Annotated in this window: 12 protein-coding genes; 5 read left to right on the plus strand and 7 right to left on the minus strand. The window is 40.4% G+C overall.

Annotation, left to right across the window (positions count from 1 at the left end; all coding sequences use genetic code 11):
• Positions 1 to 8: 8 nt before the first annotated feature.
• The 7 genes from H6G08_RS33045 to H6G08_RS33075 form a co-directional block, all read right to left on the minus strand.
• A complete protein-coding gene (locus H6G08_RS33045) occupies positions 9 to 2,492 on the minus strand; it encodes a two-partner secretion domain-containing protein (protein WP_190550947.1) in 2,484 nt (827 codons plus the stop codon).
• Positions 2,493 to 2,557: 65 nt separating this feature from the next.
• Positions 2,558 to 4,972: a two-partner secretion domain-containing protein gene (locus H6G08_RS33050; protein ID WP_190550983.1), complete on the minus strand. Its 2,415-nt coding sequence runs from the start codon at positions 4,970 to 4,972 to the stop codon at positions 2,558 to 2,560.
• Between the two features lie 379 nt (positions 4,973 to 5,351).
• Positions 5,352 to 7,814, minus strand: a complete 2,463-nt coding sequence (locus H6G08_RS33055) for a two-partner secretion domain-containing protein (protein ID WP_190550949.1) — start codon at positions 7,812 to 7,814, stop codon at positions 5,352 to 5,354.
• 97 nt (positions 7,815 to 7,911) lie between these two features.
• Positions 7,912 to 10,374 (minus strand): two-partner secretion domain-containing protein, encoded by a 2,463-nt coding sequence (locus H6G08_RS33060; RefSeq protein ID WP_190550951.1) that lies wholly within the window; start codon positions 10,372 to 10,374, stop codon positions 7,912 to 7,914.
• A gap of 113 nt (positions 10,375 to 10,487) precedes the next feature.
• Complete coding sequence (locus H6G08_RS33065) at positions 10,488 to 12,962, minus strand: hypothetical protein (RefSeq protein WP_190550953.1); 2,475 nt, start codon at positions 12,960 to 12,962, stop codon at positions 10,488 to 10,490.
• 100 nt (positions 12,963 to 13,062) lie between these two features.
• The gene (locus H6G08_RS33070) at positions 13,063 to 13,668 is read right to left on the minus strand and encodes a hypothetical protein (RefSeq protein ID WP_190550955.1); all 606 of its coding nucleotides are present in this window, start codon (positions 13,666 to 13,668) and stop codon (positions 13,063 to 13,065) included.
• A gap of 239 nt (positions 13,669 to 13,907) precedes the next feature.
• Entirely contained in the window at positions 13,908 to 15,677 is a 1,770-nt protein-coding gene (locus H6G08_RS33075; protein ID WP_242046375.1) for a ShlB/FhaC/HecB family hemolysin secretion/activation protein, read from the minus strand.
• Between the two features lie 802 nt (positions 15,678 to 16,479).
• On the opposite strand from H6G08_RS33075, the gene H6G08_RS33080 reads away from it, so the two are divergent.
• From H6G08_RS33080 to H6G08_RS33100, 5 genes are all read left to right on the plus strand, one after another.
• Complete coding sequence (locus H6G08_RS33080) at positions 16,480 to 17,322, plus strand: YaaW family protein (protein WP_190550957.1); 843 nt, start codon at positions 16,480 to 16,482, stop codon at positions 17,320 to 17,322.
• A complete protein-coding gene (locus H6G08_RS33085) occupies positions 17,304 to 18,629 on the plus strand; it encodes an O-antigen ligase family protein (protein WP_190550959.1) in 1,326 nt (441 codons plus the stop codon). Before H6G08_RS33080 ends, H6G08_RS33085 begins: the two co-directional genes overlap by 19 nt.
• Positions 18,630 to 19,103: 474 nt before the next feature.
• Complete coding sequence (locus tag H6G08_RS33090) at positions 19,104 to 19,514, plus strand: hypothetical protein (protein WP_190550961.1); 411 nt, start codon at positions 19,104 to 19,106, stop codon at positions 19,512 to 19,514.
• A 277-nt stretch (positions 19,515 to 19,791) separates the two neighbouring features.
• Positions 19,792 to 21,312: a restriction endonuclease-related protein gene (locus H6G08_RS33095; RefSeq protein ID WP_190550963.1), complete on the plus strand. Its 1,521-nt coding sequence runs from the start codon at positions 19,792 to 19,794 to the stop codon at positions 21,310 to 21,312.
• A complete protein-coding gene (locus H6G08_RS33100; protein WP_190550965.1) occupies positions 21,296 to 24,721 on the plus strand; it encodes a pPIWI_RE_Z domain-containing protein in 3,426 nt (1,141 codons plus the stop codon). Before H6G08_RS33095 ends, H6G08_RS33100 begins: the two co-directional genes overlap by 17 nt.
• Position 24,722 lies beyond the last annotated feature (1 nt).

The following is a 24,722-nucleotide window of genomic DNA, read 5'->3' on the forward strand; positions in this document are numbered from 1 at the left end:
AACACAAATTAACTCTTGGGAATCGCCGCACAGGTTAATGGTTGTTGTCCGGGAATGGGAGATTTAGCTGCTACTAGCTCAATTTTACCTTGGGCGTTACGATGCCAGGAATTAGCTTGGATAAGAACTGCTGGTGATGTAGGTATTTGAGTAATTACCTCAGCCGTTTTTCTATATGCAGAGATATCGCGAATATCAGCCCAAGTGCGATCGCTCCCCACTTCCTGTGCTGGATTTTGTGGAATACCACCCCTTCCAATTGCCACAAAACTGCTGCCTTGAGTGTCCGCGCAACCTGTAGCAATTTGCTGTGATGGGTCTGTCAATTCTACGGGCAATTCGACTAAACCGGAACTGGGGTCAACGCCGATGTTGTTAATTTGCACTATACCATTGACATTGAATTGGGAACTGGCAGTGATGTCATTGGTGAGGTCGGTTCTGGGGGTGAGGGTATTGTGAAAAGCTAGACCAATAATGCCTTGAGTGGTGATATTAATGTTACCGCCACGACCTTGGACAGCATTGGCGATGATGTCACTGTTTTCTAACCCAACAATTACTGGTGCGTTAATCAACAGGTTGCCACCATTGCCGTTGCCCGCAGCAGTGGCGGAAATCAGGCTACCGTGACGCATCAGCAGATAATCTTGTAAGTTTAATTTGACATTACCCCCGTTTCCAGAGGCGGTTGAGGCGGTGATGCTGCCTTGGTTGTCAACAAAAATAGAGTTGGCGTTAAGGAGCAAATCTCCTGCTCTACCAGGCCCATCATTTTTGACGCTGATATATGCCCCATCGGTGATGCGTAAGAATGGTGTGTTAATGGTTAGGGAACCAGCGTTTCCTGTGGGAATGGCAGGAATTCCATAGGCAGCTTGAAAGGCTGGATCGACAATCTGGGCGCTTGAAACAATGCTGCTAGATAGAATTGATTCGGCATCTCTACCCTGGATATCTACGGACTTTGAAGCATTAATCGTCACGTTACTGGCTGAACCCGTAGCAAGGGTGCCAGACCCTAGCAAGCCACCGTCTCGAATCACTAATCTAGACGTGTTGATAAACGTGTTCTGGGCATTTCCAGAGTTGATAGTCGATGAAGCTATGGCACTCGGTAAGAATATAATGGAGTTGTTACCAGCGATTTCTATTAAGTCTTGTGCATTAACTCTTAACGTTCCAGCCTGTCCAGAGCCTACGGATGTGGAGAGAAGAGTGCCACCATTGACAATCTTTAGGTTGCCGGTTGAGAGCGTAACATTTCCGGCGTTGGCGGAGCTAACTGTGCTTGTTTCGATCACAGACCCATTGCCTGGCTCGCCAGGGGCAAAGCCATCGATATTGGTTGAGCCTGCAACATTGACTGTGATATTGCCACCAGGTGCTGGAGCAAACGTCCGATTATTGATTTGTCCACCATTTTGGAGGGATAGCTGGGCGGCGGAGATAGTAATATCGCCAGTCTGACTCGTTCCTAAGTTGTCGATTTGGATGAGGCTGCCCTGTCTTCCCTCAGGTGTATTCCCCGTCAGGTTAAGAGTCCCGGTGGCATTGACTGTAATCTCAACAGACGCTTGTCTACCAAGGTTTTGGATCAAGGCTACCGAACCCTCGGTGAAGTTGATATTGCGTCCAAGTAATTGGATCGAGCCGCTGCTACCAGAAGCATCTAACAGAGATTGCTGGGCGAGATGGATATCGTTGAATTGTCGCACCCCTGAGTAATCCCCGACCCAGCCTTGCTCTGTGGGATTGAGTCTGATTTGCCCATCGCTGACACTGCCTATTTCCAAATGCCCGCCACCATTAACCCCTGCAATGCCACCAGTGAAGTTAACTCTAGAGCCTAGAAGTGCCAGTGTATTACCAGCCCCGACTTCTAACCCACTGGGATTCTGGCTGCGATTTGCGGGAGTAAAAGATCCGCTGATCAGGCGATGTCCATTTCCTTGCACGGTAATCTCTCTGGAATTTTGCCCCATTTGCAACCCAATCGGCACACTCATTGTCAACAAAGGCGGCGTACTGGGATTAGTCGTACTAAACTCTATTCCATCAGCAAACTTAATACTATTCGCCGTCGTCCCCACAAACGAACCCCCAATATTCAGGCTGGCATTTGGCCCGAATACAATCCCGTTGGGATTCATCAAAAATAAACTGACTGGGTTATTGCTATTCAGCGTGCGAATCAACCCATCAATATTAGATACATTGCTACCTGTGACTCGGCTAAATATCGTTGTAATATTTGGCGTATTGGTTAAATCAAAAGTCGCTGAACCATCTGTAGGCACAGAGAAATTACTGAAGCTGTGAAATAAATTATTACCTTTATTTATCCCGTTAAGAATATTAAAATTATTACCACTTGGATTGACAATGGTGTTAGTTGTACCATCGGATGTTACCTGAGCAATCACCCCTTGCATCATTCCTGGAGTGAATAACCCACTTATTAATATAAATAGAAAAGGTACGACTCTCATCACCAAAGACTTCCTTTACTGATTTAAAGTTAGAGTTCCCATCCAGGGCATTATTTATAACATCATTAACTTTTAGGAACAGCAGCACAGGTTAATATTTGTTGCGCCTCAGTAGGAGATTTATCTGCAATTAACTCAATTTTTCCTTGTGTATTACGTCGCCAACCTGTAGCCTGGACAAGAATTTTTGGAGATTCGGGTATTTGGGCTGTAACTTCGCCTGTTTTGCGGTATGCAGAGATGTCACGGATATCTGACCAAGTGCGATCGCTTCCCACTTCCTGAATTGGATTTTGTGGTATTCCACCCCTTCCCGTGGCGACAAAACTACTACCACTTGTATCTGCACATCCTGTAGCAATTTGCTGAGACGGATCAGTAATATTTGCAGGTAGTTCTACTAAACCAGAATTGGGGTCAACACCAACATGATTGATTTGTACTGTACCATTAACACCAAATTGAGAACTGGCTGTAATGTCATTTTCTGGAGTCAGTTGGGGGCGAAACTTTAGTCCAAAGATACCTTGAGTTGTGATTTGAATGTTACCACCGCGACCTGTGACCGCGTTAGCCATAATGTCACTGTTGTTAAATCCAACAATAACTGGCGAATTAATCATAATATTGCCGCCATCTCCTGAACCTAAAGCAGTTCCGATAATGAAACTCTGATCTCGAAGAATGAGCGCGTTTGTGTGGATATTCATATCACCGCCTTGTCCTGAAGCTGTAAAACTCGCTAAATATCCCTGATTTAACTCCAACATTTCCGCATTGATGTTCAGTGCGCCTGCATTCCCAATCCCATAGTTACCAGTATTAATTCTGGCTTCATCGCTAATTTTGAGGATAGGAGTATTGACAGTCACCTGTCCCGAAGAACCTCTAGGAATTTCGCTCAAATTTAATAATTTGGTATAGTAATCAGCGCTCAAAAAGCTAACAGTTGAAGAAATATTACTACCATAGGTAATACTTGGCGATCGACCACTTAAATTAATCGATTCCGTCGCATTAACAGTCAAATCACCGGCATTACCTACCCCAAGACTCGCAGTTGTTACACTACCACTGTCCTGGATTGTAAGTGTGCGAGTATTTAGTCTCAGTTTCCCAGCATTACCACCATGACCAATAGTCGTATTAGCAATGACGCTAGCAATACTTATGGGAGTTGCGCCAATGACACTCACGCTATCGGCATCAATTGTAACTGCACCACTCGTACCCAGTCCAAAGGTTGTAGAACCGAGATAAGCACCGTCGAACACAGATAAATTTTGTGTTGTGACATTCACATCACCAGCTTTTCCTGTAGAGGATGTGAGTGTTCCGATTACCGCGTAGGCTGAAGGGTCGGTAGAAATGTAACCATTGACATTTAAATTAGAGGTTGTGATGTTGATATAACCACTATCGGCAGATTTATAATTACGGTTAGCAACTATCGCACCGTTGTTAACGCTTAAATTTGGTGTAATAACGCTAATATTACCACTCATACCAGTGTTGACAGTCTCGTTGATCATACTGGTACGGATTTTCAAGTTAGTAGTCGCACCAGACAATTTCAGACTATCAGAGGCGAAAACATCGATATCTCCAGCTTTTTGGACTCCTCGGTTTTGCACCCATAATACAGAGCCATCTGTGAGGCTAACAATGCGACCTTGTACTTGAATAGAACCCGCATTAATGCCATTGACATTCACAAGCGATCGCTCTGTAAGATTAATATCACCAAATGTAGAGATGTTTTGATAATCTAGGTTAAATCCTTGATTGGCTCTATTGAGTTTAACTTCACCTTCAGCTACGCCACCCAGTTCAACTCGTCCCTCTGGAGCGAGTAAAATCCCACCATTCAGGTCAATAGAAGAACCCAAAAGTGCTAATGTCTGTCCCGATTTCACAGCCAAATTACCCTCTAAGACTGTAGGAACATAGGGTGTAATCAGTGGATTTTGAGAGGTGAGATGATGTCCAGTTCCTTGTAAGGCAATTTTTCCTGAGTTTTGACCAAACTGTAAGCCTATTGGTACATTCATCGTTAATAATGGCTTCTCAGTTAAATTCACAGCACTAAATTCTGTACCATCTGCAAACTTAATACTATTCGCCGTTGTCCCTATAAATGAGCCGCTAATATTTAATCTGGCATTTGCCCCAAATAAAATCCCATTGGGATTAATTAAAAATAAACTAACTGGGTTATTGCCATGAATTGTGCTAATTAACCCATCAATACTAGAAATAGTATTACCTGTAACTCGACTAAATATGTTTGTAATATTTGGTGTATTCACTAAATCAAAAGTTGCCGAACCACCCGTAGGTATTGAGAAATTATTAAAGCTATGAAATAAGTTATTCCCTTTTTCAATTCCGTTAATAATCTGAAAATCATTACCATTAGAGTTAACAATTGTGTTAGTGCTGGCATCAGATGAAATCTGAGACATTGCAGGTAATACCATCCCCGCAGTCAATAATCCTGTGGTGAATGCTGCGAGAAACTTATAGGACTTACGCAGTGTCAGATATTTTTCATGCTTTTTGTCAATGGTCAATAGTCCATAGTCCAAAAACCTGAATTTTGACCATTGACTTTTGACTTTTGACCACCCTTGTGAGGGTTTTTGTGTTCGGTGCGTAAGTCCTAACTTAATTGCCCTCATGTCTTAAATACTCCTTGGATATGACACAATTTAGATTTCCCGAAATCGGAGAAATCCTAACAGTAAACAATATCCAAGAATTTATTTAGCTTTTAATTACGCTTTAAATAGTATTAATACGGGTTAATACTTGTTTGAAAATGAGACAATATTTATCTGCAATTAATTCAAACACAAATTAACTCTTGGGAATCGCCGCACAGGTTAATGGTTGTTGCATTTGAGTAGAAGATTTAGCTGCTACTAGCTCAATTTTGCCTTGGGTGTTACGATGCCAGGAATTAGCTTGGATGAGAACTGCTGGGAATGGAGGTGTTTGAGTCATTACCTCAGCCGTTTTTCTATATGCAGAGATGTCGCGCATATCAGACCAAGTGCGATCGCTCCTCACTTCTTGGGTTGGATTTTGCGGTACACCACCCCTTCCGATAGCGACAAAACTACTACCACTAGTATCCGCACATCCTGCGGCTATTTGTTGCGATGGATCGGTGACATTTGCTGGTAGTTCGACTAAGGCAGAATTGGGATCGACACCAATATTATGAACGTTAACTGTACCATTCACCCCAAATTGCGAACTGGCGCTAATATCATTTTCTGGTGTTAGTTGCGAACGATATTCTAAACCGAAAATACCCTGAGTATTAATGTTAATATTACCACCTTGGCCTTGAACAGCATTGGCAATGATATCGCTGTTTTTCCACCCGAAAATAATCGGTGAGTTAATAGTAATATTTCCCCCGTTACCATTACCTTGTGCCGTGGAGGTAATTTGACTGCGATCGCGAATTAACAGCAAATCTCTGACTTGTAAGCTGATATCGCCACCATTACCTGATTCTGTTTGTGCTTGAATTAAAGCTTGATTTTTCAATTGGATCTGATCGCTAATAATTTGCAGATTTCCTGCATTTCCAGTACCTTGACTAGTAACTGTTACTGTTCCCCCATCTGTGAGTGTGAGTTTGGGTGTAGTAATAGTCACATTACCTGCATTTGCTGTCAGTATATCTGGTAAACCAAAGATTTCACGTATTTGCGGACTGAAACGCACAACAGAAGAGCCAATATTACTATTATTACTGCTACCACGACCACTAATGGCGATCGCGTCACTAGCATTGATTTGGACATTCCCACCATTACCGACAAATAATGCAGATGAACCAATTATTCCACCATTTAATATCTGCAATTTCCCAGTATCTAATCTCAAATCTCTGGCATTTCCATCGGAAAATGTGGTGATACCAATATTGCTAGACAGTCCAAAAGGATTTTCACCCATAACGGTGGTATTTTGATTGCGAATCATTACCTGACCAGTGGAGCCACTACCAAATGTCGCCGATAATAATGTAGCTCCCCCAGAGACTAATAAATTATTCCCATTAACCATGATATCTCCAGCCGCTCCTGTTGCATGGGCGCTAGTACTAATAGCTGTCGCTCCAGTGGGATTGAGGGGTGAAAAACCGGATACCTCTATATCTGCTGCTTGAATCTGGATGTTACCACCCTTAGCAGTGCCAAAAGTTACAGTAGCTATTCCTGAACCTTCTTTGATTGTCAAACGGGGAGTAATAATACTGATATTTGCACTGTCTCCCGTTCCCAAAGCTTCTCCACGAATCCAACTACGAACTTTAGCATCGGGTGTGGTACCAATAATTGCGATCGCTGCTGATGCTTGTAAGTTAATATTTCCACCGGGAAGAACGCCGTAATTCTGGGATAAAATCAACGAACCATCAGTAAAGCCTATATTTCTTCCCTGGAGTTGAACTGAACCGGAGTTAAACCCACTCACATCTAATAGTGACTTTTGCGCCAGTTTAATATCTGCAAAACTTTGTCCCTGCTCGTACTCCAATTTATAACCCTGAGTAATCGGTACTAAACTAACTAATCCTGCACCTCCCAAACTTCCTAATTCTATTTGACTTGTTTGGGCACTCAGCGTCGCACCATCCAAACTGATATTTCCACCCACCAATGCTAAGGTTTTTCCTGACTGTACTTGTAATTTTGTGGAGCTAGGATTGCGAATTACAGGCGAAAAACTACTGAGAGTATCTAGGTTATGTCCTGTACCTTGGACTTGTATCGATGCGGGATTCTGTCCCATCTGCAAACCAATAGGTACAGTCATGGTTAATAATGGTTTAGCAGCAGAATTTATAGCACTAAATTCAACTCCATCAGCAAATTTGATGCTATTAGCAGTAGTCCCGACAAATGAGCCGCTAATATTCAAACTGGCATTTTGACCAAATACAATTCCATTGGGATTGATTAAAAACAAACTGACTGGATGATGATTGTTAAGAGTTTGAATTAATCCATCAATCGTAGAAATACTCCCACCTGTAACCCGACTGAAGATATTAGTAATATTTGGCGTATTGACTAAATCAAAAGTTGCTGAACCATCTGTAGGGACTGAGAAATTACTGAAACTATGAAATAAATTATTACCTTTGGCAGTGCCGTCAGTAATTGTAAAATGATTGCCTGAAGGGGTGACAATGGTGTTGGTGGTAGCGTCAGATTGTACCTGAGCGATCGCACTTTTGCAAATTGCACCAGGTAATAACCCCATTATCAGTGTAGATACACAAGCGATCGCTCTCATGCCTAAAATTATCTTTGACTCTAACTTTAATTAGAGTTCCCAAAATAGCATAGTTTCTAACTTGCCTCATCCAGGATACAATCTGTTATAGTTTGCTTCAGGGAATCGCCGCACAGGTTAATGGTTGTTTTTCTTCAATAGAAGATTGACGTGCAACTAACTCAATTTTACCTTGAGCGTTACGATGCCAAGATGTAGCTTGGACAATAACCTCTGTTGATTGGGGAATTTGTGCCGTAATTGCGCCATTGTGCTGGAATGCAGAGATATCACGGATGTCTGACCAAGTGCGATCGCTTGTCAATTCCTGCGTCGGATTTTGCGGTACACCACCCCTTCCCGTGGCGATAAAACTACTACCAGTATTTGCAGCACAACCACTAGCAATTTGTTGCGATGGATCAGTGATATTTGCTGGTAATTCAACTAAGGCAGAATTGGGATCGACACCAATATTATTAACGTTAACTATACCGTTAATGCCAAATTCTGAACTTGCAGTAATATCATTTTCAACAGTGATATGAGGACGAAATTCTAAACCGAAAATACCTTGAGTATTAATGTTAATATTGCCACCTTGTCCTTGAAAAGCATTGGCAACGATATCGCTATTTTCCCAGCCAAACAGGATCGGTGAATTAATGCTAATATTGCCTCCGTGACCATTACCGCCTGCGGTGGAGGTAATTTGACTGCGATCGCGCAACCCCAAAAATTTACCCACCTGTAAATCAATATTGCCACCATTACCGGATTCTGTCCTGGCCTCGATTAAAGCTTGATTTTTTAATTCAATACTATTAGCATGAATTTTCAGAATACCAGCATTACCAGTACCTTGATTGGTAACAGTCACAGTTCCTTGGTTTTCCAAGATCAGGTTTGGTGTTGTCAGGTCAATCGTACCAGCATCAGCAGTCAGTTTATATTGTGATAGTCCAAATAACTTCTGCAATACTGAGTTGAGAATCAGAGCAGAGGAGTTAATAGCACTCGGTGTTAAGGGATTGTAACCATTAACTTCCACAAATTCCGTAGCATTGATCCTCACATCCCCAGCATGACCGATAAAATATGAACTTGTGCCAACTGAGGCACCATCTATCACTTTTAACCTAGCGGTATCTATAGTTAAAGTTTTAGCATTGCCAACATTAAAAGTAACTGAGGCAATTCTTGTACCGAAGGGAGAGCTATTACTACTCTGCACAGTGGTATCTTGGTTACGAACCACAATTTCACCACTAGAACCAACACCCCGCGATACGGAAGACACTCCGCCACCATAGGATACAAGTAAACTATCGCCCTTGATAAAAATATTACCTGCATTTCCAGCGCCAAAGGTACTGGTGTTAATAAAACTACCAGTGGCATTGTTGGGCGATAAGCCTGATATCTCTACATTTTTGGCATTAACCTGAATATTTCCACTATTAGACAATCCATAAGTATTACTACTTAATATTCCTCCATCGTAGAGATTGAGTTTGGGTGTAATCACACTGATATTGCTACCAGTTCCCTGGCTCCAGGTTTCACTACGAACGCCACTCACTGCACCAATCAGATTGATACTTTCAGTTGCTTGAACAGATAAATTCCCCCCAGGCAAATTACCATGATTTTGCGCCAGTAACAGCGAGCCATCGGTAAATTGAATCTGCTTACCTTGTATCTGCACAGAACCAGCATTGACTCCACTGACATCTAGTAAGGATTTTTGGGCAATTTGAATATCTCTAAAGCTGTTTACGTTTCCATATCCTAATGTATACCCTTGAGTGGTTGAAATCAGGTCAACAAATTCTGAGCTACCTACACTACCCAACTCAATGTTACCAGTTTCAGCATTTAGGGTTGCTCCATTGAGATTAAGATTACCACCTACCAACGCCAGTGTTTTTCCTGGTTGTACTCTCAGTTGTGTCAGACTGGAAGTACGAATAATGGGAGATAGTATATTAGCAATATTTAAGCTATATCCTGTACCTTGAGCAGCGATTGCCCCTGGATTTTGTCCCATCTGCAACCCTACAGGTACGCTCATCGTTAGCAAAGGTGGTGCGGAAGCATTCACAGCATTAAATTCTACCCCATCAGCAAACCTAATACTATTTGCTGTCGTTGCTATAAACGATCCACTAATATCCAATTTGGCATTTTGTCCAAATACAATGCCTTTGGGATTAATTAAAAATAAACTTACAGGATGATTACTATTAAGAGTTTGAATTAACCCATCAATATGAGAAGCATTTCCACCAGTAACCCGACTAAATATAGTTGTAATATTGGGTGTATTCACTAGATCAAATTTTGCCGATCCACCTGTAGGGACAGAGAAATTACTGAAACTGTGAAATAAATTATTACCTTTTTGGCTGCCATTGAGAATATCAAAATTATTACCGTTGGTATCGATTAAGGTGTTGGTAGTTCCATCAGATGTCACCTGAGCAAAGACTGGTAAGCCACAACCTAAAGCATATAAACCAACAGATATCAGCAAATAAGCCTTAATTTTCTGGTTTGTGGCTTTGCAAATCGCTCTCATGGCAATAATCCTTTACTATGGGCAACAGTATTAGAGTTCCCACCATGAAGAGCTAAGTAATAAATATTAGATAAAAATTAAAGAGTTTGAAGCTTGCAGCAATAGTTATAGTTTTATAGTTTTTCATTTAATCTTGCTTTTGCTGCAGCGCGTACAACTCGATTTCCATCTTTCGCCAAAATTTGCAGAATTTCTGTTGATGTTTGCGGATTTTGGATGATGAGATAACGTTCATACCAAGTAAATAAATTTAATGTTTTTAATTTTTGGAAAAAATATTCCTTAGGTAATTTAAAATTTTGGATAATAGCCAACCGAAATGGTATTGAATCGATTGTGCGACCATTTGGTTCTATATACTGAACTAGATATTTGCTAGCGATTTCCGGAGCAATTTGTATTAGTTTTTTGACTGCTATTACAAAAACTTTATGTTCTTTAAGGTTATGGTGACGTTGATAACGAGTATAGATACCGGGTGTATATTGATAATTTTTCGCTAGAATTTCTAGTATAGGAATTGGAGTATTAATGTTGTTAGCAACTGCTAGTCTCACAGCTTTATTTTTATCTTTTGCTAGCTTTTCTAGACAATTTCTAGCCTTTTCAGAATAATTATATGCTTCCATAAAGCGAGCGTTTTGGGCAACAGCTTCGCGAATCAATACAGATTTATGCTTGGCTAGTTCAATTAATTTTTCGATAGGAGTCTGCGAGCAGACTGCTGCATTATATGCAATTAAAAAAATATTTTGATGCTCACTATTAGCGAATTTATCTTTATATTTAATTAATGCAGCTTGGCGAACATCTGAAGTTATATCATATAATGAATTTTCTATAAAATCTAATGATATATGGGGATTTTGCAGCATTAGCCATCGCAGTCTATAGCCACTTAAATCTCTGAATTGTATGTTAGCTATTTTGTGGCAAATTTCATTAGTTATATGTGGATGAGAAGCTACTGCTGCATATATATCTACACTACGAATATTTAAAATTTGTAGTAGTAAATCTGGCGATAAATCAGGATTACAAACTACTTGTTGCCAAATATTATGTACTACTTCCCAATAAATATCGGTGGGTACAATCTTAATCAATTCCAATAATTGAGGAATTGGTGTCATTGCACTTGCGGCTATGTCATATTGTTCTTGACTAGGTAGTTCTTTTATTTCAATTCCTTGATAGTCGTATTCGCCGTTAAACAGCCTGCTCCACAGATAAATATAATTAGATTTGCTGTAAATATACTGTAATTCTAATTGCGCGCGTAATTCTGGGGAAGTAGCTGGATTTAAGGCGATATTTTGCAGTATACACCTATCTTGCTCTTGGTAAAGAAGTCGTACAATTTCTGATGGAGTATGGGGATTTTTAGCCACATCAGCACGGACATGGACATGGCGATCGCGCGATAATATCTCAAGAATGTCTGGAGGTGTTTGGCTATTTAACGCTACTGCTCGACGCACGAGAATGCTTTTATCTTGAGTAAAATGTTTAAGTATATGTATATCTGCACAAGGATGACTAGCAACAGATACCCTGATTCTCCATTCAGGCGATCGCGCTAATTTTTCTAGATCGCTTAACTCTAGATTTGGATGCTTTGCAACTCTGACGCGAATAAATGACCATTTACTCGTACATAGTTCCCGTAACTTTTCTACCTCTGTATGCGGATGAGTTGCTAAAAATCGTTCTTGAAAAAAACTATTAACTATTGACCTTGGTAAACTAGGATTTTTCATCGCTGTTTCCCTGACCATCCTAGAATTATGATTAACAAGTTCAATTAAACATTCAACAGGTGTATTTTTATTTTTAGCAACTTCAATCAGCGTGGGAATTTTAATTTTTAAAGTTAACAATTCTCGTAAATATTCTGGGGGAGTATCGCTAAATCTAGCGATAGTTTCCTGAATATATTCTGAAGCTTGAGCAAGTTGCAACTTAGGCTCAATTCCTAACAGCCAAAAAGTAAATTGATAATATTCTCCTTTACCACTGTTATAAGAATCACATCCCAATGGAGCAGTATTGTATAATCCTGATGCAATAATATCATGAATATTTTGTAATTTATTATCTGCATATTCTTGCCACCCTGAAGGCATTTCTCCGGCAATATTGACATGCATTTCTATCAATTCTCGAATAAAATCATTACAATATTGATTTTCCGTCACTAATTGCAGTACTTTTTTGCTGACTTGAGGATTTTGCACAATTAGCAATAAATAATCATAATATCCAGAAGTAGCAAACTCAATTAACCATTCTTCAGGAGCATCTTCAGAGGCTAAAATATTTAGGATAACTTCATGGGGAATTGTTTTGTAAAAAGCAGGATTTTCTAAATGTAATAAAGGTAAAATTGGATTTTTAATAAACTCTATGGGAAATTCTTCTGCTAGTTGAAATAACACATCTATAGGAGTATTAGGATTGCTAGCTACAGCTTGACGAACTTGTATATCTTTATGTCTCGCCAATTCTGTTAATAATTCTGGTGTAGTATCGATATTATTTGCGGCTGCAATTGCTACTTGATTACTGAGTTTTATAAATTCTTCCATTTATTCCTGTTTTTAATAAATAAATTAAGTTAATTACTTTTTTTCATGAAAGATTACTTTCTAAGCTCTCAATGTGCAAATTCAATACTTAGCAGCTTAGTTATGTTGCCAGGAAAATACCACTAGCTAAAATACCAAGAATTTTATTGACATCTTTGAGATAATATTCACTCAAATCAATCGTTAATATCTGTTCTTCTAGTTTCAAAAATTGCCAAATACTACCAGTTGTAACTGCACCATAAATTGTCTTAATTTCTTTGGAGCTTTGCTGATTAAATATTTGGGCTGCTACCATTTCTGCTGCACATTGACCCAAACCTGCATTAATATTCTCTTTTTTTGCTTCAACAACTGTAATCACTGGTGCTGTGAGAATCAGAATTTCTGGAGATTTGGTAATAATAAAATCACAAATACCATTTAATCCTTTGCTATCATCAACGTTAAAATCGATACCAGAAAATAAACTAATTTGCTCTTTTAGCTGTCGGCGCAAGTCAACTAAAATTGGTGCAATAATTAATTCAGAGCGGGCTTTTTTACTATTACTAGCTAAAGCAATCGCTAGGTTGTAATTTAGAGTTTCCGTAAGTAAATTACTGGCAGCTAATTCCGCAGCAGAAGCAAAAATATCGCGTTGCTCTACTGTAGTTAAACCAAAAGTTTGTTTGGCTTTAGCTAAACTAAACTCGCTGTAGGACATAGCACTATCCTTGAGTTTAAAGACTCTGTAATTGAATACCTAATTATATTATTTAGCAACCGCAGCACAGGTTAATACAAGTAGAATTTATGACATCGTCAAGAGCGATTGTTATTTGTCACAGTTAACCCTGAACAACCATAGATAGATCGTGTTTGCAAATAAAGCAACAAATCTAATATTTCTTAGGTCTTTACAGGGTTTCTAAACATAGGAATTTAGGCTACAGTATTGTGCGATTAAAACGGCGAATACTGCACTGAAAAATACAGCCCATTTTCTTGCAAACTGCGTTTTTCACCCTCCACAGAAGTAAGGGGAATACCCCAATCAAACCTGGCTGAGAAAGTATCGCCTTGTTTCCACAGTAACCCTAACCCAGTACCCACTAAAGTACTTGGTGATGGATTGTCGCCCTTAACATTCCAGCCTGTACCCACATCAATAAAGGGTGTTAGTTGGAGGACTCCGCCCAACTTAGGAGCGCGGAGAATCGGTAACCGCAATTCTGCGGAGAACAACATACCATTATCTGTAAGTAATGTATCCTGGCGGTAGCCGCGCACACTTAGCTGTCCACCTAGACCAAATTGTTCTAAGGGTACAAGGGAATTTGCGGATAGTTGGATATCGCCTCTAGTTAAAAATAGGGTATCTGGCGCTAACTGTCGCACCCACTGAGCTTGTCCGCGCCAAGAGAAAAAGCGGCTATCTGGTTCATCTTGATTAACATTGGCTCCGAACCAATCTACACCTAAACTAAATTGCGATCGCAGTGCAAAAACTTGGCTGGTACTACGCTGAGTATAATCTTGAAAAAAGCGCAGGGCGGAAATATTGGTTCTTCCTTGCTCATCTGCGCCTGGTGAGAGGCGAAACGGGCCGATATTATCAATACCTAACTCAGTTTGGCTTTCCTGGCGCGAAAACGAGAAACCTACTGCTAATTCTTGGGTTGGTTTTTGCAGTAACGGTTGACGATAGCTAAATTCGTAAGAAGTCGTATCTGATTGAATATCAAGAACGCTGAATGGTTCTTCTATGACACGGTTCCAACCTTTGTTAAACCCAAAGGAGAGAGTACCATTGTGCGCATTAATTGGTAGTGTGTAATTGAAATTAATTGTATTACTGCCATCGGTATTGGCGTAGCCGATACTCAGAGTATCGCCTAAACCGAGTAAATTCGCTTCTTGCAGATCCACACCCCGACGAAAACTACCCACGCTAGGCGATCGCCCATTATCTATACTGGTTGTTAGTCTAAAGGTATCAGCTTCTTGGATTTCCACCTGTAAAATATTACTTCCCGGACGCACACCCATCTGCAACTCTGCTGATAAATTTTGAATGCGCGGATCGAGGCGGAGGAGTTGCAGCTTTTCTAGTAAGCGGGGTACATTCAACGGCGTTCCTGCACCCAGTTGAATGCGCGAGCGAATATATTGACTATTTAATCGTCGGTTACCAACAATTTTAATTTCTTGCAGACTACCTTCAATTACCTGAATTTTGATGGTTCCATCTTCTACAGTTTGCGGTGTAATCAACGCTCCTGTGGTGACATAACCCTTATCTGTGTAAAGCTTGGTAATTGCATCTTTGATTTGTAATAACTCTGCAAATGTCAGTTCCTTACCCAGATAAGGTTTGGTAATCACCGCAAACTCTTCTGGTTTGAAAACTGTACTCCCAACAACTTCAATGCGATCGACACGAAATTTAACATTAGCCCCATTCTCTGCGGGATTTGATTGATCTGGTATTGTTGGTAGCGGTAGTAATTGATTGTCTTCTGGTGGTGACGGTAGTACCTCTGAGGGTAATGGCGTTACTGGTACTTCTTCTACCCTTCCTGGTGGTAAGGTTTGAGGATTTGCAGTTTGAGCTATAGCATTTTCATAATTGCCCGTGACAGCTAGGAAAAAAAAGCCAAATGTCAGCGATTTCAGGCTAAAAATGTATTTTAAAGACCTATAAGAAATTGGGTTAGAGCCAATAGTCATCATGTTGTAATCCTTTTTGTCACTCCCCGACAAAGAAAATTTGTGCATCAAGCCTGTCTAGATCGGGCTTTTGGTTAGTCAATCTCACCACCCTCTAATCCCAGGGAATTTTTCCCTTTAAATTTGGAATTAGAGATTGGCTATGAATTCTCAGATTCTGCGTACAATAATTGAGCAGAAGCTAGAAAAGCTACCAAAAAGCGGCAATTAGCGACAACCAGCAAATGATATTTTTTTAACTTATATTGTAAGTAGTAATTCTGGAGAAAATATGAGGTTTTATATTATAGTCTGCTAAAAAAGGCAAATCGGGTGATTTCGGGGAAAAAGCTGTTAAGATAAAAGTTTTTATTTTACTAATTTCAAAAACTGTGCTTAAGTATATTTAACCAAGTATTGCAGTAAAAAATATACAAAAAAATTATACTGCCATAGATGATAGATGTCTGGTAGATGTTGAGAATACAGAAACTTCAGGAGAAAACTCAGATTTTATCAGAGCGATCGCAGATGTGAAGCAATTTTAGATTTATTCACCGGATAAAAATAAATGAAAAACTCCACCCACAAGGGGATGGAGTTTTTGGGCATGGGGAATGGGGCATCGGGCATGGGGAAGAAATTACCAATGCCCAATGCCCAATGCCCCAAGCGGCGGGGCGGCTGTCCCTCTCCACCCACAAGGGGATGGAGTTTCCCGCCGCTTTCAATGAATTCATCATCTTGCAACAAACGTTACTAAATGACTGCTGAAACCTAATAGTAGAATAGGGTACAGAAGCAGCAAGTAACGGAGGAAGGGAAATTGGATGAACTGAGGGCGGCTCTAGAGCTAGCAACTGAAGAAGAATTGCAGGATTTAACGGCGATTCTGTTTAGTCGTAAGTTCAATCCCTTAGACTACGTTCACACACCTGAACCGATTGAAGTCCAAAGTCAAGACCGCAAAGCTTGGTTAGATACACTAGAAGATCGTTTTCGCTTTTTAGCCGCAGATGGGATGACAGTATTGCGGGGACGCACTAGCCAGGTAACTTATCGGCAAGCATTAATTCAAGTATGTAAGTATTTAAAAATACCCTATTCTAACCAACTGGCAACAGTAGATTTAGAAGCAGAAGTATTTTTGCATCTATTAGGGCATGTGTGGAAAAAATTGCCAGAAAAAGAAAAACGAAAATTAACTCTACAGGTACAGCGTCACCTAATCAAATCGGAAGCTAAACAACCGCTACCGCTTTTATTACAACGCGATCCCTTAGGCATAATTTTTAAAGGTGGTAGTGCTTTAGCTGTCACTTCTGTGATTCAACCACTGGTACTGAAACAAATTGCTCGACAATTTGCTACACACTTTGCCACCTATCAAGTAGCGAAAACCGCCGCTATTCAAGGAACAGCAACTACAACTACGCAATTTCAAACTTATGTAGCGTTACAAATGGCACGACGGGGGATGACTGTCAACGCTGCACGTTATGGAGCGATGCGGAGTGTTTTCGCGGTGATCGGCCCGGTGATGTGGGCTTGGTTTTTTGCAGATTTAGGGTGGAGAGCGATCGCCACTAACTATGGTCGCATTATCCCGACTATCTTCGCCCTAGCGCAAATTCGTCTAACCCGTAGTGAATGCTGGGAGCTAGCTTGAGACAGGCTGTTTACCATCCAAACACAGCCTTACAATTGCCTTGGAATTTGACTCAAGTGGGGCTGGTTCTCTTCCCATTGAGTCCCTTTTTGGGGGCTGTATTAATTGTATTGGCATCTTTAATTACTTTGGCGCGCCAATGGGGTAAAGTTATTCGCCGTCCTATTAATTGGGGATTTGCGCTTTTGGCTGTATTGCTAACAATTACAGCTGGGTTCGCCGAAGACAAAACCCTGGCTTATGTCGGCTTATTTAATTTTGTACCTTACTTTCTTGTTTTTGCTGGATTAAGCGCTTTATTCCAAAAAATCGCTCAATTACGGCAAATGGCTTGGATTTTGGTCATTGCTTCCGTACCTATTACTATTTTAGGCTTAGGACAGTTATTTTTGGGCTGGTCGCTCAATTTAACCTTTTTATGGGTGGTATTAGAGTGGACGATCGCGCCAGGAGGAGAACCACCAGGGCGGATGTCATCAATTTTAATGCACGCTAATACATTAGGTACTTATTTAGTTATACTTTTTACTTTTGGTTTGGGTTTAGGGCTAGAACAATGGCAGTTAATTAAGCAGGGAATTCAACGTTCTAAGGCTCCTCTAATCTTTTTGACGATTACGGGAATTATCAATTTCATAGCGTTAATTTTTACCAACTCTCGGAATGCTTGGGCGATCGCTATTTTTGTTTGTTTAGCTTATGCACTCTACCAAGGTTGGCGAATTCTGGTAGCTGGTGTAAGTGCGATCGCAACTTGCATTTTATTAGCAGCGTTTGCGCCTTCACCATTCGCCCAATTTTTTCGCCGCTTCGTTCCCGCTTTCTTTTGGGCACGCTTAAACGATGATATGTATCCCGACAGGCCAGTAGCTTTAATGCGTAAAACCCAATGGGGATTTGCTTGGTCTTTAACTCAACAACATCCTTGGACAGGTTGGGGATTACGCAATTTTACAGGATTATACCAAGCAAAAACACAGATTTCTCTAGGTCATCCCCACAACTTATTTTTAATGCTCACGGCTGAAACTGGGATACCTAGTACGCTGTTATTTTGTGGTTTAATAGGCTGGATTTTGTATGCATCTGTGAAATTGCTACGCGAAGCAAAATTCCCCAATTCTGAAGATAAATTGCTATTTTTTACCTATATAATCGCCTTATTTGGCTGGTTACTCTCTAATACTGTTGATGTCACTCTCTACGATTTTAGATTGAATACGCTGTCATGGTTGATGTTATCCGCAGTTTGCGGATTAGTCTATCGTTACAACCAAGATAATAAATCGAAATCTCCAGAGAATTAGAGTCAATTAGCGAAGTTTTGATGACTTATTGGTAAGTACTTTATTGTCTGTAACAACCCCCATCAACAGCCAAGCAGATTAAATATATAAATTAAATTCGGCACAGTTGATGAATCTACACAGCAGATAACTTTTTCAGTGTATCCACCGGAGTCATTTATCCTTAACAGTTAATAAAATTACTAATATTCACGTCTGTGAGTGTCACTAATTCAAGTTAGTGACTGTTGCTGATTGTTGGGAAGGTGTACGGATAACCCTTTTGGGGGTTTTCCTGCATAATAGGCATCTGTAAAAGATGCCTTTTTTTTATCTATAGCTGTAGCCAGATAGATTAGGAAATCAAGTTAAAATAAAACCCTGACAATAAAAGGCTTTCAAGTCTGTCAACAGTCGACAGTCAACAGTTAACAATCAACAGTCAACAGCTATATTTTGTTGTAATAAACCAGTCAATAATATCAGAATTTGTGTATGAAAAGATTCTCTTCATTATTAGCAGTTGTCACATCTTCGTGTGGTTTATTAACCTTAAATCTGGCAATTTCCTCACCTGCTCAAGCTTCAGTTGTTTGTGAAACAGACACTATCACCAAATATGGAAATGGTTCCTTAGCAACTTGTATCCTCAGTCAAGATACAAATTTACAAATTTCTAGTTATAAAACAGGTACATCTAATTTTGTTTGCAAATCCGAAAATTATATTTCTTTCAGTGACAAAGGACAATTTGCAAGTTGTATCTTGGCAGAAGAAATGAAAATTATTAAAGGTAATACTGTAGAAACTTGTTTACCACAATATCAGCTAAATGTTGCCAGTACTGAAGATGGTAGTCTGGCGATTTCTTGTAAAAGTTTAAGATTATCATCTTTCAACCAGTAGCTGCAGGAAACTCCATCCCCTTGTGGGTGGAGAAGTTACCTGCCTGGGGCATTGGGCATTGGTAACTCTTTACTATGCCCTATGCCCTATTCCCCATGCCAAAAACTCCATCCCCTTGTGGGTGGAGTTTTTTATTGTCGTGTGTCTATTGCTAACTAGGCAAACAGTAAGGAAGAAGGCTATTCCGAAATTTATCACCTAAAAATTTATACTCGCATAGGTTGACAAACTTATTTACATCATTTAGTGTAAACCTCTAATGATGTATAGTAAACATATGAAATTTGAAAGCGTGCGTCAGTGGCAGGGAACTGCGGATGCACTCACAAAGGAACTTAAACACCAGATTAAACACTTGAGACTGTCAGTAGAGCCACCAGCCTTGCGAACCGTGCGGGCGTGGAGAGCAAAGCAACTTTTATCACAACCTAAAGGAGAAGAATTTGGATTTCGGCAAATTTTGGAGGGATTAGCAACAATTTTACTATTAAAGAAAGGTTGGACACTAGCAGCGATCGCGCAAGTATTACCTTCTTTCTCTGCAGATACTTTGGAGTTGCAAATTCTGGCGGAAGCTCAAGGACAAGACCCTACATGGCTACCCACCATCACCACAACTTCTTTGCCGTTACCGACTGGACACAGACCACCAACGGATCTGGCTGAAGATGCCGTAGTTTTGTTAGCACAAGGAATTATCCGTCAGTATGACCGAGTGCTACCAGGGCAACAAATTGTCCGTCAAGAGGATAGTACATTGCCGCCAGAACTCTATCAAGCAATGTGCAAATTAGGTCGTTTATATATTGAAGAAGGACAATGCGATCGCGCGGCTTGTGTACATACTGTTTTGGATAACGCACGCTACCCGCTTGGTTCTGAACGTTGGGGGTTAGGAATTTTTAGCCAATCAGACTTTCGCTTTTCTAACGCAACCATCATTGATCCAGATTTGCGAGTTCCCACCTCAGACTGTGCCGAGATTGCCAACCTCAGTAGCGGTTTTGGGGAAAATAACGTTATTGAACATCGGCTTTATACTGACTTATGCGACGCAACTCAAAGGTTGGGCGGCCGTCGTCAACATAAGGCTTACACTGCATTACGAGAGTTGTTTGGTAGGTATTCTCTGATTGGACAACGCCAACTATTTGATTACTTGGTTGACAATGACTTAACTCCTTTACAGGGAATGATTCTTGATAATTTTTTCGATTTAGTACCGGATATTTGGCTAATTGATGGTTTAGCAAACCGTTGCGCCCACTGTGGCACACTTATGCGGCCTCACCCTAACAATAGGCTGTTTTCAGAAGGGCGTTGTCCTATTCGCCAGTGTATTGGTCATGAATTGCCAAAAGTGTCTGAGAAACTAGATCCCAACGAAGACATTTTACGAATTGCCAAGCCGCAAATTCTCACTTACTGGACAGGCCCAGCAATTGACGAATTAGCCATATTTGATACAGCTAGACAAAACGGACTAGATGCTGAACTTTATCCAGAGTCGGATTTATGCGATATAGCGATTAATGAAAAAGTAATTGGAATTGATGCTAAGTCCTATACAAGTCCGGTGACTTTAGCTTTGCGGCTAAATCGTAGTATTGGCGGTCTGATTTATTATCGTCGTCGGATTTTGGCTGTGAGCGATCGCTTAATTGAGGATAACCCAAGCTACATTTCCACCCTCAAATCAACACTTGATAAAAAAGGTGATGCAGCCAGTTTAGAAATTATGTCAGTTTCCTCGGTCATTGAGTTTTTACAGAAGATACCCTATGCGAACCAAACCTGATTTTTGGAAAGGTGCAGAGCGAATTTGTTGGCTTTGCGTCTTCATGGAAGAATTTATCGGCACTAATTCACTGGAGTATGCGCCAGTAGTTATGTCAGGTATGGCCAGCATTTTAAATGCACCTACCTTTGCACAAGCCCGTCAAGCTATTTTCAATATGCGTCAGATGTCACTGGCTTATGTAACGCACCAATCAGTGAAGCACGCGATCGCTCTCTATAACAATTATCATTACTGCAACAATACTCAAGGGACGTATGAAATTGATATTGAAACACTTCACTTTCACAGGACTGACGCTTTAGAAGATTCGTCAATTACAAAGGCGCGGCAAATTCTTAGTAACCCTTTGCCCTACGACACCTATAGTTTTACAGTTGCCGATCCTCGTCAGCCAATGGCTGTGGCGTTAGGTGAAGACTCAACCTCCGTAAAGTTAGACATTCCGCGTATTTCTGCCCCGATAGCTGCACGTCGTACACATTCCCTCAACCGCCAACCAAGAGGAAAGATTTGCATTCCCCTAAAAGAACTGCACGATTTGGCTCGTGAAATGGACGAACGTGAGAAGCAAGATCCTGGGCGACGATTAGGTAATTGGAAAGAGCGCTTTGAACGCTTTGACCTGATGGTGTCGGAGGCTGGAAAAGGACTGCGGAAAGAAAATGATGTGTTGGAATTAGAGGATATCAAACACTTAATTGGTTTACCTGGGTCGGGTAAAACAACGTTGCTGGTGTTGATAGCTGTATGGTTGGGGCTACATGACTATAAAGCAATGTTTGTGTTTCCCTCCATTGAAGTTGCTAGACAGTACATGGCTGATTTGGCATTTCATCAAGTTAAAGTGGGAATGCTTGTCGGTCAAGGTGATGAAACTCGTCGTCACCACGCAGACAATATTGCAGAAGCGATCGCCGCCATAGGAAATAATGGTGGTTTTGCTTACAGCTTAGAACAGGCAGAAGTTTTTGGACTCAACTGTGTTCTACCAGCTTTTTCTACTGCGGATACGTCTTTTTGGGGGTTTGGTTACGCACCTTGCAACGAGATATTGCAAGGAGGAGGGAAACAGGGAAAGATGAAAAAATGCCTGTGTCCCCTCTGGACAATGTGCGGTCGTAATAAAGCACAGCGAGATTTATTAGATGCCAATATTTGGGTTGGTCATGTGCGATCGCTTGATACTCAAATATCACCCCATGCAACTTACGAACAGTTACGATATTTTGAATTAATCGCCCGTACCTTTGACCTAGTTGTTTTTGACGAAGGCGACATGGTGCAGAAAGTCTTAGATGATTATGGCGCTGCAACTTTAAGTATTTCCGGTTCAGAACGCTCAATTCATAGAGTAATTCTCGAACAAATTCATAATCGCTTTGCTCGTGGTGAAAACTATCGACTATTTGATCGGGATATAGAACTTTACAGCCGTGACTTAGCAGAATTTGGCAATCATAATACCTCTTTGATTACCACCATCCATAATATGTCAGGGTCGCGTGTAAGAGAACGCTACGAAAATCAATTGCTGACTGTATTACGGATTGTTAGCGAACTATTGAATAGTGTTAAAAAATCTCATAAGCAAGATGAAATTGATGAACAAGAGGTCAAAACAGAAGTTACCAGAAGTCGAGCATTAGCTGAATTTTGGGAAAAAGCAGCATATAACGCCTTTTATGACCGCACAGGAGTTAATAACCCTCAAGATTTTAAAGCAGATTTTTGGCCTCATTATATAGGCATAAACAAAGAAACCTTAGAAAAGGAATGGAAGACTCTCATTCATCATTTTCGCCGTTACTTAGCTGAAAATCTCATTAAACAACGTGATGCGATTGTCCAAGAAATTATTGAAGTATTTTTCAAACTTTGTTTTCCCAAGCATCAATTAACTATAGAAACAGAGGATTTAATTAAATTACTTATAACTGTTACATTCGTAATTTTGGGTTATCAGCGAATTGTACCAGGGACAAGAACAATGCTTGCAGAAGGTTTCATTCGTGAATCAGTTATGGAATCAACTGCATCACCAGAACTTAGAAAATTTATTCCCGAAAGCATTTTAGGTTCATTTTCTGGTGTGCGATACAGTTTTTTCAAAGCACTAACAACGCGCACTGCGGCTAGAAATATGGAGTTATCTTACATTACATTCGTAGGTGCGCCTCGGATGTTAATGCACCGCTTTCATCGGTTGTTAGAGGCAGATAATGGACAAGCCAGTCCCACTATTTTAATTACCTCAGCTACATCATTTTTACAAGCCAGTCCTGCCTATCATATTAACGCCGGGCCACATTATTTACTCAAACCACATCAGCCAAAAAATCAGACATCAGCAAAAAGCACTTATTATTTCAAATGGTTTTCAGATAGTCAACGGGGCGATCAACCTCTACTATACAGTGGCGCAGGCGATCGCAAAATGCAAACACGTAATCTTGAGCTGATGGTAGATGCTCTTGTCAAAGGAGGAAAAACTAAATCTGAAATTTATAAAGCTATGAATAAATTTGATATCAAGTCTGGTATTCGCCGTAAAGCAGCTTTAGTTGTTAATGGTTATGACCAAGCACGCGATATCAAAAAATATATCAATACCTATTATCCTGATGTTGGTAGGCATACAAAAGCAGTTGTGAAGTCTCTAAAAGAAGGGGAACAACCAAAAGATTTTATCACTTCTGCGCAATGTGAAGCATTAGGAGATGATGAAAATTGTCACATTTTAATCTTTCCCCTGCTGGCAATTGGTAGAGGTGTCAATATTGTTTTTACCAAAGGGGAAAGAAAGCTAGATGCAGCAATTGGCTCAATTTATTTCCTCACCCGTCCTCACCCTACTAAAGATGATATGCAGCTTTTGTATAGCTTAACAGGACGAGCAACACAAGAATTTGATAGTCGAGTTTTTAGTGAAATAGAAGATTTGAATGCCATAGCAACAGCTTGGCGACAATCAAGAAAAGACTTGTGGTTAACTGCCAATAGATTGTTGCGTGAACCCTTAATGGCAAGCCGTTTAGGGACTGAACTATTCAAATCATTTACGGCTAATCAAATGGTAGCTATTCTGCAAACAATTGGTCGAGGAATGCGGAATGGATGCCCAGTATCAGTTTACTTTGTTGATGCAGCTTGGGCTAAAAAATCAACAGAAGGTAAAGCCGATTCTGGACGAGATAGTATGCTGATTCAGATGCGAATTATTTTAGAAGAATGTGTTAAGCACGAAGACCCCGTAATTCGAGAAATTTATCAGGAACTTTATAGCGCATTTCTAGAACCTTTACAGCGCATTCAAGGAGTAATTTATTCTGATGAATTACATTCCTTAGAAGAATCGGCGGATGAAGAAACAGGTTTTGACGAATTTTCACCACTATTGGAGATGTAAA

Origin of the sequence: Calothrix anomala FACHB-343 (assembly GCF_014696435.1) — a bacterium.
GTDB classification, from domain to species: Bacteria; Cyanobacteriota; Cyanobacteriia; order Cyanobacteriales; family Nostocaceae; genus Aulosira; species Aulosira anomala_A.